The organism is Rhodococcus cerastii, from assembly GCF_033042195.1.
Lineage (GTDB): Bacteria > Actinomycetota > Actinomycetes > Mycobacteriales > Mycobacteriaceae > Rhodococcoides.
Map to the genome: position 1 here is coordinate 472,620 of NZ_JAWLKF010000004.1, position 13,981 is coordinate 486,600.

General features: G+C 65.4%; 10 protein-coding genes. 2 read left to right on the forward strand and 8 right to left on the reverse strand.

Annotated elements, in window-relative coordinates; all coding sequences use genetic code 11:
- Positions 1–8: 8 nt before the first annotated feature.
- The 6 genes from R3P93_RS11645 to R3P93_RS11670 all read right to left on the reverse strand — a co-directional run bounded on the left by R3P93_RS11645 (position 9) and on the right by R3P93_RS11670 (position 7,670).
- Complete coding sequence (locus R3P93_RS11645) at positions 9–1,091, reverse strand: XdhC family protein (RefSeq protein ID WP_317533062.1); 1,083 nt, start codon at positions 1,089–1,091, stop codon at positions 9–11.
- A gap of 1 nt (position 1,092) precedes the next feature.
- Positions 1,093–2,535, reverse strand: a complete 1,443-nt coding sequence (locus R3P93_RS11650) for an NCS2 family permease (protein WP_317533063.1) — start codon at positions 2,533–2,535, stop codon at positions 1,093–1,095.
- A 122-nt stretch (positions 2,536–2,657) separates the two neighbouring features.
- Positions 2,658–4,982, reverse strand: a complete 2,325-nt coding sequence (locus R3P93_RS11655) for a xanthine dehydrogenase family protein molybdopterin-binding subunit (RefSeq protein WP_269596614.1) — start codon at positions 4,980–4,982, stop codon at positions 2,658–2,660.
- Positions 4,979–6,331 (reverse strand): 8-oxoguanine deaminase, encoded by a 1,353-nt coding sequence (locus tag R3P93_RS11660; protein ID WP_149406810.1) that lies wholly within the window; start codon positions 6,329–6,331, stop codon positions 4,979–4,981. Before R3P93_RS11660 ends, R3P93_RS11655 begins: the two co-directional genes overlap by 4 nt.
- The gene (locus R3P93_RS11665; RefSeq protein WP_068048485.1) at positions 6,328–6,801 is read right to left on the reverse strand and encodes a (2Fe-2S)-binding protein; all 474 of its coding nucleotides are present in this window, start codon (positions 6,799–6,801) and stop codon (positions 6,328–6,330) included. The genes R3P93_RS11660 and R3P93_RS11665 overlap by 4 nt, the downstream gene beginning before the upstream one ends.
- 2 nt (positions 6,802–6,803) lie before the next feature.
- Positions 6,804–7,670 carry an FAD binding domain-containing protein gene (locus R3P93_RS11670; protein ID WP_149406811.1) on the reverse strand — a complete coding sequence of 289 codons (867 nt, stop codon included), beginning with the start codon at positions 7,668–7,670 and terminating at the stop codon, positions 6,804–6,806.
- A 148-nt stretch (positions 7,671–7,818) separates the two neighbouring features.
- On the opposite strand from R3P93_RS11670, the gene R3P93_RS11675 reads away from it, so the two are divergent.
- Both R3P93_RS11675 and R3P93_RS11680 read left to right on the forward strand, forming a co-directional pair.
- Positions 7,819–9,324 (forward strand): PucR family transcriptional regulator, encoded by a 1,506-nt coding sequence (locus R3P93_RS11675; RefSeq protein ID WP_317533064.1) that lies wholly within the window; start codon positions 7,819–7,821, stop codon positions 9,322–9,324.
- 24 nt (positions 9,325–9,348) lie between these two features.
- On the forward strand, positions 9,349–9,645 hold the full coding sequence (locus tag R3P93_RS11680; RefSeq protein WP_068048495.1) for a putative quinol monooxygenase: 297 nt from the start codon (positions 9,349–9,351) through the stop codon (positions 9,643–9,645).
- Between the two features lie 23 nt (positions 9,646–9,668).
- Here R3P93_RS11680 and R3P93_RS11685 read toward each other — a convergent pair whose 3' ends face one another.
- Both R3P93_RS11685 and R3P93_RS11690 read right to left on the reverse strand, forming a co-directional pair.
- Positions 9,669–11,513, reverse strand: a complete 1,845-nt coding sequence (locus R3P93_RS11685) for a bifunctional diguanylate cyclase/phosphodiesterase (protein ID WP_231893754.1) — start codon at positions 11,511–11,513, stop codon at positions 9,669–9,671.
- A 91-nt stretch (positions 11,514–11,604) separates the two neighbouring features.
- Complete coding sequence (locus tag R3P93_RS11690; RefSeq protein ID WP_068048496.1) at positions 11,605–13,974, reverse strand: lysylphosphatidylglycerol synthase transmembrane domain-containing protein; 2,370 nt, start codon at positions 13,972–13,974, stop codon at positions 11,605–11,607.
- Positions 13,975–13,981: the final 7 nt, after the last annotated feature.

Sequence of the window (13,981 nt, forward strand, 5' to 3'; positions counted from 1 at the left end):
GCCGATACTTACGCGTACTTCGCGTCCCCCGCCGCCCCGTCGTGATGAATCGGGCCGGCCGTTCGTGTCAGGGGCAGAGCGCTACCCCCGCGTCGCACGGCGACGAATTCCGCAGCGATGGCCAGCGCGGTCTCCTCGGGGGTTCTTGCCCCCAAGTCCAGGCCGATCGGCGACTTCAAGCGTGCGAGCTCCTGCTCGGTCAACCCAACGTCGCGCAACCGGGCCGCGCGATCGTCGTGAGTCCTGCGTGATCCCATCGCCCCGACGAATGCGACAGGCAACCGCAGGGCCACCTCGAGCAGCGGCACATCGAATTTGGCGTCGTGCGTCAGGACGCAAATCACCGTGCGGGCGTCGACGGCCGTCCGCGCCAGGTAGCTGTGCGGCCATTCGGTGACCACCTCGTCGGCGTCGGGAAACCGTGCAGCAGTGGCGAATACCGGTCGCGCGTCACAGACCGTCACGTGATACCCGAGGAACTTACCCACGCGGGCGAGTGCGCCTGCATAGTCGATTGCCCCGAAGATCAGCAGCCTCGGGGCAGTGGCGTAGGACTGCACGAACACGTCGAGATCAGGCCGGCACCGCACCGAGCGGATACCGGTACCGCCGGAGTCCAACATCGCCAGCGCCTCACCGACGACAACCGCGTCGACATCGGAGAACCCGGTGCTGCCGATCGTGGCCGAGGAGGACACTGCAAGCGATTCCCCTGACCCGGAGAGCATCGTCACCGTGGCCACCGCAGTGTCCGACGCGATGGCGGCGAGCACGGCCCGCGGAGGTCCGAGGCGGACGAACACCTCGATCACTCCCCCGCAGGTCAGACCGACAGCGAAAGCGTCGACGTCGCTGTAGCCGAACGATTCTCGCTTGGACTCACCGGTCTCGAGAACCTCGCGGCACAGCTCGTACACTGCTCCTTCGACGCAGCCACCGGAGACGCTGCCCACTGCTTCGCCGTCGGCGCAGACCGCCATCGCGGCACCCGGAAGCCTTGGGGCACTTCCGGATACCGCGATGACAGTCGCTACCGCATAGGGAATGCCGGCGCGATCCCAGGCCGACAGACGATCGACGATCTCTTTCACGTTACGAGATTCCCAACGCTTCTTCGATCGGGTGCAGGGCGAAGTAGACCAAGAATATACCCGACATCAGATACAGCAGCCAATGCGTCTGGCGTGCTTTCCCTTTGGCCAGACGAACGAGGGTGTACGAGATGACACCGGCCGCAACACCGACGGTGATCGAGTAGGTGAAGGGCATCAGGACAATGGTCAGGAAGGCCGGGATCGCGATTTCGGTGTTCTCCCAATCGATCTTGCGTACGTGCGTCATCATCAGCGCGCCCACCAGAACCAGGGCCGGCGCAGCTGCACCGACGGGAACCACCCCGGCCAACGGAGTGAAGAAGATCAAGCTGGTCAGCAACCCGCCCGTGACGACGCTGGCGAGACCGGTTCGGGCTCCTTCGGTGACGCCGGCCGCAGATTCCACGACGGCGGTGTTGGCGGAGCCGTTGATTGCGCCTCCGACGATGGCACCGATACCGTCGACGGTGAGGATGCGGCTCAGTCCGGGCATCCTGCCTTGCTTGTCGACCAGGCCCGCTTCTTCGCCGACTCCGAGGATGGTGCCCATGGCGTCGAAGAAGCCCGACAACACCAGTGTGAACAGGACAACCGATGCCGTGACGATTCCGGCTCGGGCGAAGCCGCCGAACAGGTCGACGTTGAACAGCAGGTCGAATTGTGGTGTGGCGACGATGGAGTCGGGCACTTTCGGTACCACCGGGCCCCACGCCTCCGGCTCGATATCGAACACCGAGTTCAGGATGATGGCCAGATTGGTGGCCACGAAGATGCCGATCAGCATCGCGCCCGGCACCCTCCGAACGAACAGCATGATCATCAGGATGAGCCCGACACAGAACACGAACACCGGCCAGCCGGCGAGCTTGCCGAAGGTGCCGAGGGTGACGGCGGTTGCTGCTGACTCGTGGTGCCCGACGAACCCGGCGTCGACCAGGCCGATGAGCGCGATGAATGCACCGATCCCGACGCCGATCGCCTGCTTGAGCACCAGCGGTATGGCATCCATGATGAGTTGCCGAATGCCGGTGAGAGCGAAGACGACGATGACGACGCCCTCGAGAACCACCAGACCCATCGCCTGCGGCCAGGTCATGTACGGGGCCGCCTGGAACACCACGATCGGCGTCACCCCGAGGCCGGCTGCCATCGCGAGGGGCGCGTTTCCGACGACCCCCATCAGGATGGTCGTCAGCCCGGCGGACAGTGCCACCATGGTCGACAACTGAGCCGGATCGAGCGTGGCACCGGTGACATCGCGTGCATCACCGATGATCAGAGGGATGAGAACGATCAGGTAGGCCATGGCCACGAATGTGGTGACACCACCTCGAATTTCGCGTGACAGCGTGGAACCGCGGCCGGTGATGTCGAAGAACTTGTCGATCTGGGATCGACCTCGTCCGCTTTGGCGAGTGCTGGATGTGTGTACGTCGGTCATGATCGGCCCTCCCAGGGCGTGATCAACCTCGTCGAGCGTCGGGCCGGGCCGACATGCCGGGGGAGTTGGCGTCGGTACGGTTGTGCCGGAGAAGGTTTCGTCGAATGGGGATGGAACTCAGATCAGCTGTTGATGATGTGTTCGGGTCGAACGGGTACGCGGGTCAACGCGAGTCCGGTGGCGTTGCGGATGGCGGCGACGACGGCGGGCGTCGACGAGAGGGTGGGTGGCTCGCCGGCACCACGAAGGCCGTACGGTGCCAGGGGATCCGGGTTCTCGAGGATGTCCAGCTTCATGGGCGGCATGTCGAGAATCGTGGGGATGAGGTAGTCGGTGAACGACGGGTTCTTCACCAGACCGTCGACGACGACGATCTCCTCCATCACCGCGAGGCCGAGGCCCTGCGCTGTGCCGCCGTGGATCTGGCCTTCGAGTGAAAGCCGGTTGAGGATCTTGCCGACGTCCTGTACGGCCGCCATCTCGACGACCTTGACGAGTCCGAGTTCGACGTCGACGTCCACCACTGCGCGATGCACACACAGGGCGAGCTGCGTGTGGCTCGCGCCCTGTCCGGTGACCGGATCCATTCCGCTGGTGGGGCGATGGTGGAATTCACGCGTCTGCTCGATGACGCGATCGCCGAGTACGTCCTCGATCGTGGCCAGCACGCCGTCGGTTGCCGAGACGATCTTGCCGCCGTCGAGGCTGAGGTCGGCCACCGCGCGGCCCAGGTACAGTCCGGCCAGGACGAACACCGCCTCGCGCACGGCCTCGCACGCGGTCTTGACTGCGCCACCGGTCATGTACGACTGGCGCGACGCGGACGAAGAGCCCGCGTTACCGACCTTGGTGTCGGCGGGGTGGATGACGACCTTGGTGACGCCGAGTTCGGTGCGCGCGATCTGCGCCTCCAACGTCACCAGTCCCTGGCCCACCTCGGCAGCAGCCGTGTGCACCAATGCCGTTGCCTCGCCGCCGATCACCTCCAGACGGACGCGAGCAGTGGAGTAGTCGTCGTAGTTCTCGGAGAAGCAGATGTTCTTGATGCCGACGCCGTACCCGATCCCACGTACGACGCCTTCGCCGTGGGTGGTCTGCGATGCCCCACCCGGCAGATTCCGAATGTCCGACGCGTCCAGCGGGGCAGGTAGTTCCATCGCCTCGGCTCGGGCGAGCATTTCGGCCAGTGGGGCAGGTGCTTCGATGACCTGGCCGGTCGCGAGGATGGAACCTTGGCTGACGGCGTTGATCTGGCGGATCGCCACCGGTCCGATACCGCAGGCCTCGCCGAGCTTGTCCATCATCGACTCGTACGCGAAACATGCTTGCACTGCGCCGAAGCCACGCATCGCACCGCACGGTGGATTGTTGGTGTACACCCCGTACGCGTCGATCTCGATGTTGGGGATGACGTACGGTCCGACACCGAGCGAGGCCGCGTTGCCGACCACGTTGAGGGTGGCCGAGGTGTACGCACCGCCGTCGAGGATTATCTCGACATCGGCGAACACGAGCTTGCCGTCGCGGGTTGCACCGTATTCGTAGTGCATCTGCGCCGGGTGTCGGTGTACGTGGCCGAAGAACGACTCGTACCGGTTGTAGACGATCTTGACCGGCTTGCCGGTGTGCATGGCGAGCATCGCCGCGTGGATCTGCATCGACAGGTCCTCACGGCCACCGAATGCACCGCCGACGCCGGCCAGCGTCATTCGGATCTTCTCCTCGGGCAGGCCGAGACACGGCCCGATCTGCGCCAGATCGTTGTGCATCCACTGCGTTGCGACATAGAGATCCACGCCGCCGTCCTCGGCGGGCACGGCCAAGCCGGACTCGGGTCCGAGGAACGCTTGATCCTGGATGCCGACGGCGAAGTCGCTGCTGACGATGACATCCGCGGTGGCCCGGGCGGCGGCGACGTTGCCGACGCGCACCGGCTGATGCCGCGCCACTCCGCCGCGTTCCTGCACCTTCGGGTAGTCCGGGTCCAATGCTGCGCGTCGGGCATCGGTGAGAGGCTCGAGCACGTCGTAGACCACGACGATCTTTTCCATTGCGCGCCGGGCGGTTTCGGGATGATCGGCTGCGATCAACGCGATCGGTTCGCCCTCGTGCCGCACCTCGTCGAAGGCCAGCACGGGCTGATCCCACGTGTGGTCGAGTCCGAAGCACTTGCGCCCGGGCACGTCCTCGTGGGTGAGTACCGCCTCGACGCCGGGAGTTGCCAGCGCCTTCGAGATGTCGACAGAGACGATCTTCGCGCGGGGATGTGGGCTACGAAGGGTTGCGCCCCAGAGCATCCCGTCGATGAACAGATCCGATGAGTAGGCGAACTCGCCCTTGACCTTCAGCGTGCCGTCGGGTCGCAGCGGGCTGTCGCCGACGCGACCGCGACCCGGGGCGGGGATGTCGGCGGGAGCTTGCCGGGGTGTGGTGGTCGGGGCGCTCACAGCACGTCCTCCGCGAGTTTCATCAGGCGACGGTGCGCATCGGCTCCGGCGCGGCCTATTTCGTCCTGCGGTGCGCTGGTCAAGACATCGTTCTCGACGATCGTCCGGCCTCCCACCATCAAGCGCGCGAGCGGTGGTGTCTGCCCGTACGCGAACGCCACGACCGGGTCGTCCACGGCCGAGTAGAACCCGTCGGTGCGCCAGATCGCGATGTCGGCGAGCTTGCCGACCTCGAGCGAACCGATCTCGCTCTGACGGCCCAGTACCGTTGCGCCGCCCAGTGTTCCGATCTCGAGTGCCTGACGCGCGGTCAGTGCTGTCGGTCCGTACTTGGCCCGCTGCATGTACATGGCCTGACGGACCTCGCCTGCCAGCGGCACCATTTCGGCCGAGGCGGAACCGTCGACCCCCAGGCCGACGGGTGCGCCGGCGGCGAGCAGGTCCGAGATCCGGGCGATACCCGCGCCGAGCCGAGCATTGGAGCTCGGGCAGTGGGCGGTGCCGGTTCCGGTGGCCGCCATCTTTGCGATGTCGGAATCGTGCAGGTGCACTGCGTGTGCGAACCACACGTCGTCGCCCAGCCAGCCGACCTGCTCCATGTATTCGACCGGGGTGCAGTTCATCTGAGCGAGGCAGTGCTCTTCTTCGTCGAGGGTCTCGGCCAGATGCGTATGCAGCCGAACACCTTTCGCACGAGCGAGGGTCGCGGACTCGACGAGTAGCTCCTTGCTGATCGAGAACGGTGAGCAGGGCGCGACCGCGATGCGGAGCATGGAACCGAAGGAGGCGTCGTGGTAGGTGTCGATGGCCTCGGCGGTGGCCGTGAGGATGTCGTCGAGTGATTCGACGACCTCGTCCGGTGGCAGGCCGCCGTCGGACACACCCCGGTCCATCGAGCCTCGGCACGGCTGGAAGCGGACTCCGATGCGTTGCGCCGCGTCGATCTCGGCGGCGAACAGATCGCCTCGGCCCTGGGGGAAGATGTAGTGATGATCGGTGCTGGTGGTGCATCCCGATTTGGCCAGCCATCCGAGCCCGGCCGCGGCGGCACCGCCGACGACCTCGGCGTCCATCTTGGACCACGGCTTGTACAGAGCGACAAGCCATTCGAAGAGCGTGTTGTCCTTGGCCAGGCCCTGGGACGCCCACTGGTAGAGGTGGTGGTGTGTGTTCACCAGGCCCGGGGTGACCAGGCAACCGGAGGCGTCGATGGTCTCGGCGCCGGGGATGATCGGGGCGGGACCCGATCCGATGGCGGTGATCATCGTGCCCTCGACGACGAGGTAGCCGTCGGGGATTTCGTCTCCGACGATGGGCGCGATGTAGGCACCCGAGATGACAGTGGTCATTTGGCTTCGGCCTTTCGAGTTGCTGCAAGCCGCACGGCGTCCAGGATCTTCTCGTATCCGGTGCAGCGGCAGAGGTTTCCGGCGAGTGATTCACGGATCTCGACGTCCGACGGATTGGGAACGCGCTCGATCAGATCGTGTGCTTGCACCACGAGCCCGGGTGTGCAGAAGCCGCATTGGACGGCTCCGCATTCGACGAACGCCTCCTGCATCGGATCGAGCTTGTCGCCTTCGGCGAGGCCTTCGACGGTACGGATCTCGCGGCCCTCGACCTGACCGGCGGCCACCAGGCAGGCACATGCGGGGACGCCGTCGAGATAGACGGTGCACGAACCGCATTCACCTTGCTCGCAGGCATTCTTGGATCCGGGGAGTCCCATGCGTTCACGCAGCAGGTAGAGCAGACTCTCGCCCTCCCAGACGTCGTCGGCTTCCATGTCTTTTCCGTTGATGGTGCAGTTGACTCGCATGTTCAGGCCACCTTCCGTGCGGCTGTGAGGTCTCGCCATGCCCAGCCCAGTGTTCGCCGGGCCATCACGGACAGGGCGTGCTTGCGGTAATCGGCAGTGCCTCGTACGTCGTCGATGGGACTTGCTGCCGCACTGACCAATCGGCCGAATTCCTCCGATACCCGCGGATCGAGGGCACCGTCCCACTCGAGTTCGGCCGCGAGGTAGTTCTCGGCATCGTAAGCCCGGCGCGGCGTCGGCGCAGCGGAGCCGAGTCCGGTACCCACGCGACCCTCCTGCGGAAACAGTGCGATCGAGAACGAGCAGACGGCGATGACCATCGCGTTGCGGGTGCCGATCTTGGAGAAGTACTGCGGTCCCGCTGCCGGCGCTACGTGAAAGGCGCGGATGAGTTCGTCGGGCAGGCAGGAATTGCGCTTGACGCCGAGGTAGAACTCGGTGGCGGGGATCATGCGTACTCCGCGCTCGGCCGATTCGACCTCGACGGTCGCGCCCGCCGCGAGCAGAGGCGCGTGCAGATCGCCTGCTGGTGACGCGCCGCCGAGGTTGCCGCCGACGGTCCCGCGATTGCGGATCTGCGGTGAACCGACGGTGCGGGAGGCCTGGGAGATGCCGGGGAGCATGTCTCCGAGCTCGGCGATGATGCGGACGTACGGCACGCCTGCGCCGACCCGCAGCGTCCCGTCGGGAAGGTGCTCCCATTCGGTGAGTTCGGTGATCGGGTTCAGATCCAGCAATGCGCCCGGCCGGTGCAGGTCGAAGTTCATCTCGACCATGACGTCGGTGCCGCCCTGGATGGGCACCACGTCGACGTCGTCGGCCTTCGCGGCCAACGCGTCGCCCCAGGTCTGTGGTCGTAGAAATTCCATCGTGCTGTTCTCCGCTCACGTGTCTTTCGGTCGTGTTCACCCAGTACAGCCGCCGGAGGCCACGCGAACGAGAGACAGGAACGACGAAGTATGACGCCGATCACAGTGTAGGTTTTGGAGGATCCTACGAAGAGGAGGTCGATGCACCGTGAGACTGCGTGATCTGGCCGATCTCCCCGACCTGAAACTGCAGCCGATCGTCACTCCCGAGCACTTCGATCCGACCATCCGATGGGTCGTGACCACCGACATGCTCGATCCGAGTCGCTACCTCAGCGGCGGAGAGCTGGTGCTGACCGGTCTGATGTGGCGGACGGGCCCCGAGGACTCGAGGACGTTCGTCCGGGCGGTGTCCAAGGCCGGAATCTCGGCGCTGGCGGCATCCGACGACGGCGTGGTGCCCGACGATCTGGTCGACGCCTGCCTCGAGCACGGCCTGCCGCTCTTTCGGGTCCCCGCCGACATCGCTTTCGCCACGGTGACCGAGAGCGTCGTCCGGCAGCTGTCCACGGCCCGGGCCTCGGACCTGAGCCTGGTGCTCGATCGGCACCGACGCCTGGTCGCGAGCGCGGGTCCCGGTGGGGGCCTCGGTCCGCTGCTGGAGATGGTCAGCTCCGATCTGGGTATGAACTGCTGGGTCGTCACGTCGTCGGGACGGGTACTCGCCGGATCCGAAAATCCGCCGGACACCGAAGCGGTGGCGCAGGACTTCATGAGCTCGGTACGGCTGCCGCGCTATTGCCCGGAGCAGCGAGTCTCGGTGTTCGCCGTCGACGGTGAGTCCGCACCGCGCGTCGTGGATTGGTTCGTGGCCTTCGAAAGCGATTGGCAGACATGGGATGCGCCGAGACTTTCCCTGGCCGGACAGCTGGCGTCGATCGTGGCGGTGGAACGCAGTCGCGTCGACGATCGCCTGTCCGGGTCGGGAATTCTGGCGCAGGAATTCGTGCGCACGATCGTCGGCGGTGCGACGGCCGCTGACATCCTCGCCCAGATGCACGTCATCGGACTCGACATCGAAACACGGTATGCTGCAGTGGCTGTGGCCACGTCCGGGGAGACGTTGCGGCTCGGCGAGCTACGCCCGCTGTTACGAGAAGTGCTGGCACCGTCGGAGATCACCCTCGGAATCGTCGACGGTGAGGCCATCGCGTTGGTGGAGGCGCGAACCGACCGAACCGATTCCGTTCGGCGAGCGGTCCACACGTTGGCACCGGGACTGATCGGTAGCGGCACCTCGATCGGTGTCAGTGCTCCGACCGCGCCCGCCGACATCCGAAGCGCGATCGAGGAAGCGCGCTACGCCCGCAGACTCGCCGAGCGTCGTGGCTCGGACTGCAGTGTCGTCGGTCACGACGAATTGGCCACGCTGACAATACTTCTCGCCAACGTCCCCGACGACGTGCGACGCATGTTCACCTCGAGACTGCTGACTCCCCTGGTCGACTACGACGACCTGCACAACAGTGATCTCGTCGAGACACTGTCGGTGTACCTCGACACCAACGGAGCCTGGACTCGATGTGCCGAACAACTGCACATGCACGTCAATTCCGTCCGATATCGCATCCAGCGCATCGAGGAACTGACCGGCCGCGATCTGTCGCGACTGGAGGACAGGATCGAGTTCTACTTGGCACTACGGCTGCGGTGACCCGTCGCGGTCTACCCTGGAGCCATGGCTCTCATTGCAACACTGGATCTGACGTTCAAGCCCGAGTCTCTTGCCGACGCGCGAGCACTGCTGCGCACGGTGCTGGCCGAAACCCGCGCGTTCGAGGGTTGCCTCGGCGTCGACGTGTGGGTCGACGAGGAGAACGAAGCCCACGTGGTGGCCTACGAGACGTGGGAGTCGGCCGAGGCCGATGCGAAGTACCGCGAGTTCCGCGCCGGTCCCGGCCAGATCACCGAACTGCCGCCGATGCTTGCTGCCGCTCCGACACTGACGAAGTTCACGGTCGACTCGTCGATCTGATCGGCTGGAGGGGCCGCGCAGCACTACCCGGTGATGTCCGACAGCGGTAGTGGTCGTCCGGTGAGAAAGCCCTGCACCATGTCTGCTCCGAGTTCGGCGGCCACTCGGAGTTCCGCTTCGGTTTCGACGCCTTCCATGATGACCGTCGACCCGATCTCGTGTGCAAATCCGATCACCGATGCAGCGGCGGCCCTTCGGATCGGGTCGGTGTCGATTCCGTGCACCAGTGCGTAGTCGATCTTCAGGGTGTCGGGGCGCAGTTCGACCACCTGGCGAAGTCCGGCGAAGCCGGCACCTACGTCGTCGACGGAGATGGATATGCCTGCTCCGCGCATGGATTCGATGGTTCGGGCGACCGCGCGGTAGTCGTGGACCCGCTCGTGTTCGGTGATTTCGATGTGGAACTGTCGGTTCTTCTGGAACGGCTTCAGTACGGCGGCCAGGTCGGTGGAGCGAATGGTGTCGGCAGACGCGTTGAGTGAAACGAAGATTCCGCGGGGAAGTGACGCGGACGCGGCCAGCGCGCGGTCGATGGCGGCGGCTTCGAGAAGCGGTCCGATTCCCGCATTGGTGGCGTCGCGGAACCACATCGTCGGCGAGCCGTAGCCGAAAGGAAAACGAGACAGTGCCTCGTAACCGACGACCCTTGTGGTGACCGTGTCGCAGATAGGTTGGAACACCACGTCAGGCCCGCCTCGCGAGATCAAGGTCTCGATGCGCGTGCGGATGTCCGCTCGCGTTCCGGTGCTGGTGCCGCGGGCGCTGCCGTCGTCCTCGGAGAGTCGAGACTTGTTGCGATACATCTCGATATCGGCCGATGCGATCAGTTTGCGCACGACGGTAGGGGTGACGGGTTCGCCGCCGAGTAGTTCCGAGGCAGAACCGACACTGGCGGTGAAAGGCGGTCCGGAGAAGCTTTCGTCGAGACCGATCCGGATCCTGTGGTCGGCCGATTCGATCTCGCCGGGCGAACCGATGTGCACGATGACGAACTCGTCTCCGCTCAGGCGCGAGACCACCGATGTCTGCGGTACCGCGGCGGTGAGCCGTGAGGCGATCTCGATCAGTACTGCATCGCCGGTGGGGTGACCGAATCGGTCGTTGATGTCCTTGAACCGATCGATGTCGAGAACGGTGACCCCGATGGTTCGATCCGAGGGGCTGTCGGTGGAGGCGGTACCGACGTCATCGATTGCCTCGAGCAATCCGCGCCGGTTGTACAGGCCCGTCAGCGAATCGATGACGGCTCCCGATGCCCGAGAACGTAGATGCCGGATGTACGCCCGCATCATCAAGGGGGTGAGGTACAACGTGACGACGGTGACTGCGGTCGCGGCCACCAGCCACGGGTTCTTTCCCTGACCGACCGCAAGTATGCCGAGTGCAAGTACCGTCGCCACCGAGACCGCCAGGTGAATCCACATCACTCGGAACGAGCTTGCAATGACGGTGAAGACAGCCACGATCGTGAACATCATGCATCCGGCCAGTGGCACATAACGGTCGGTGCTGCTGAACAGGATGCCCACGATGCCGACGTCTGCGTAGAACACGAAGGCATTGGCCAGACGCGGTGACGGCCATGGTCCGAGGAACCACGCGATCGCCACCGGTATCGTCGTCAACGCCCCGAGGAGGACGAATACCGCCAGGCCGTCGTAGTGGATGCCGGTGGGAACCATCAGGATCCCGGACAGGCCGAACAACAGTGTCAGGGTTCCGACGAAATACCGCACCCAACGCTCGCGCGCTGTGTTCGCGAAGTACGTGTAGTCGTCGTCGACTCTCGCGCGCGTGGCGTGGAGCCCAGGCCTGTATCGCGTACGGCCCTCGGCCGTCACCGCAATCCCCGGTCTGGAAATGGGCATACCTCTCATGGGCAGATCCCCGGCCGGCTGAACGCTACCAGCGCCACGTGGAGCTGTGCCGGAATCGGGCATACACGCTGTCTGCAGTGCGTCAGACCATGTCTCGCTTGGTGAGCCACCGTAGTGTCGGCCACCCGAGAAACACCGGCAACCAGCAGGTCAGGACGCGATAGAGCAAGACCGACGGCACGGCGATGGAGGCGGGCACTCCGAAGGCGGCCAGACCGCCGATGAGTGCGGCCTCCACGGCACCCACACCGCCCGGCGTCGGCGCGGCCGAGGCCAGAGTTCCGCCGATCATCGTCACCACCGTCACGGTGACGAACGTGGTGCCGCCGCCGAAGGCCTCGATGCTCGCCCACAGTGCAAGCGCGGCACCCAACGTCGTGGCCGCGCAGCCGAGGATGATGATCGAGAACCGTTTGGGGTCGCGGGCGAGTTCGCCCAGTTCGCCGAGGACTTCCTTGATCTGCGGACGAACGGCTACCCGCAGCCAGCGTCGCAGCTTGGGTACGAACATGAACGTCCCGACGACGCCGAAAGCGGCACCTGCGATGAGATACAGCACGGTGTTGCCCGGCACCATGTTCGACAGACCGGACGAGGTGCCTGCGACGACGCTGAAGAAGATCAGCAGGCTCACGTGCGTGATCACCTGGACCGATTGTTGCAGCGCCACAGCCGCCGTCGCGCGAACCGTTCCCAACCCACCCTTCTGCAGGAATCGCACGCTCAGGGCCAGTCCGCCGACGCCGGCGGGTGTCGTCGTCGCCGCGAAGGTGTTGGCGACCTGCATCACCGTCAGATTCCAGAAGCTGACCTTGCCCAGCGCGCACGCCCACAACGCGGCTCCGGCACCGACGTACGTCAGCGCGGACACCGCCAGACCGAGCAGAGCCCACCACCAGTTCGCCGAACCGAGTTCGGTGACGAACGCGGGCACCGCACTGATGAACGGGTATGCGACGTAGACCAATCCGATCAACAGCACGAGCGAGATGATCTGGTTGCGGCTGAATCGGGTGACCTGCTCGGCCTCGATCTTGGCCGCACCGGTCTGCTCGAGAACCTCGAGCCGGACTGCCTTCATCGTCTTGTCGGCGTCGCGCACCGATTGGCGAATGCGCGGCGGGATGGCGGACTTGGTCAAGCGACCCGAGGCCGCAACCACGGTCTCGAAGCCGAGTACGTCGATGGCGGTCGCGACGGCGCGCTGGGAGCCGAACAGGTCTGCGGTGGTGAGCAACAACTGCGCGACGTCGGATTGCATCTGGGAATCCGAGGCACCCAGTTCGGCATGACCGAAACCGCAGAAGAGGGCCTTGCCGTCGTGAATCCGGAGTTCGTTTCGGTGCAGGTCGCCGTGGGAGATCTGGTTCTCGTGCAGAGTGTGCAGGGCCGACCACAGAGCGCCGAGGGTGGCGTCGTCGTGCTCCGCCTCGATCGGATCACCGATGGGAAGGCTGTGCGCGTACAGGGTCCATCCTCTGTCGAGCGCGGCCACCGCCAGTGGGTGACTTCCCGCCGCACCCAACCCCTTGATGGCAAGGCCCATCAGGGCGCGATGCTCGACGGCCCGGCGCATCGACGCGTGCAGTGGCGCAGTTTCGCTGCCACGCAGTGTGATCCACCGCCAGGACTGGCGTAGGGCACCACCGCTGCGCTGATTCTGCCCGTACAACTCGACCACCACATCGGCGTCGGGAGTGTGTGCGTTCAACACCAACGGGCCGGGGCCGGCCGGGCGGACGACGGTGAAGCTGCGAACGGTGACACCGCGGCTGTGGAACAGGCGAACCGCCGCGTCGAGCGGAACCTCCAGCGCGGGCGTGCCGACGAGCAACACGATGACGGCTCCGACGAGCCAGCCGACCGCAAGTCCGAGCATCGAGCGAGCCGGGACCACGGTGGAGACGACCAGGTGTATCGGCACGAACGCGAGCAACAGCGTCCACCATGCCCGACGCCATCGTGCGGGCAGGCCCGGGCCGGACACCGTCAGGGCCGCGGCCAACATGGCGATCCAGCGCGAATCGTCGAGGAATTGCGAGAGGAACGTGTCGAGTCGCTCGGGAACGTCGAGGTCCCAGGTGGGAGTGGAGATCCCGGTTCCGGTGATCGACAACGCCAGCGCGGCCAGCAGTGCCGCGGCCGCGTACCCGGCAAGCAGTTTCCATTTGCGGCCCGCGATCAGTCCGATCAGGACGCCGAACGGGAGCGCGAGAATTGCGACGCCGTAGACGATGTAGACGGCATTGGATTGGTCGGGGCTGAGCACGCCGACGATGTTCGACACCGATTGCTCGAGCGCGTCCCACTGATTTCTGGTGATCAGCGAACCGGCGATCACCACACCCAGTAGCGCCGCGGCCGATACGACCCGAATGATGTCGCTGGTTCTGCGCACCAGCGGCTGAAGCAGGTTCCCCGCTACGGGAACGTCCCGCCCATCCACACGCATGGGGTCA

Bases quoted from the DNA above. Each gene is read 5' to 3' on its own strand.
- R3P93_RS11650 (WP_317533063.1), bottom strand. From the start codon at position 2,535: ATGACCGACGTACACACATCCAGCACTCGCCAAAGCGGACGAGGTCGA.
- R3P93_RS11660 (WP_149406810.1), bottom strand. From the start codon at position 6,331: ATGACCACTGTCATCTCGGGTGCCTACATCGCGCCCATCGTCGGAGAC.
- R3P93_RS11665 (WP_068048485.1), bottom strand. From the start codon at position 6,801: ATGCGAGTCAACTGCACCATCAACGGAAAAGACATGGAAGCCGACGAC.
- R3P93_RS11670 (WP_149406811.1), bottom strand. From the start codon at position 7,670: ATGGAATTTCTACGACCACAGACCTGGGGCGACGCGTTGGCCGCGAAG.
- R3P93_RS11680 (WP_068048495.1), top strand. From the start codon at position 9,349: ATGGCTCTCATTGCAACACTGGATCTGACGTTCAAGCCCGAGTCTCTT.
- R3P93_RS11685 (WP_231893754.1), bottom strand. From the start codon at position 11,513: ATGCCCATTTCCAGACCGGGGATTGCGGTGACGGCCGAGGGCCGTACG.
- R3P93_RS11690 (WP_068048496.1), bottom strand. From the start codon at position 13,974: ATGCGTGTGGATGGGCGGGACGTTCCCGTAGCGGGGAACCTGCTTCAG.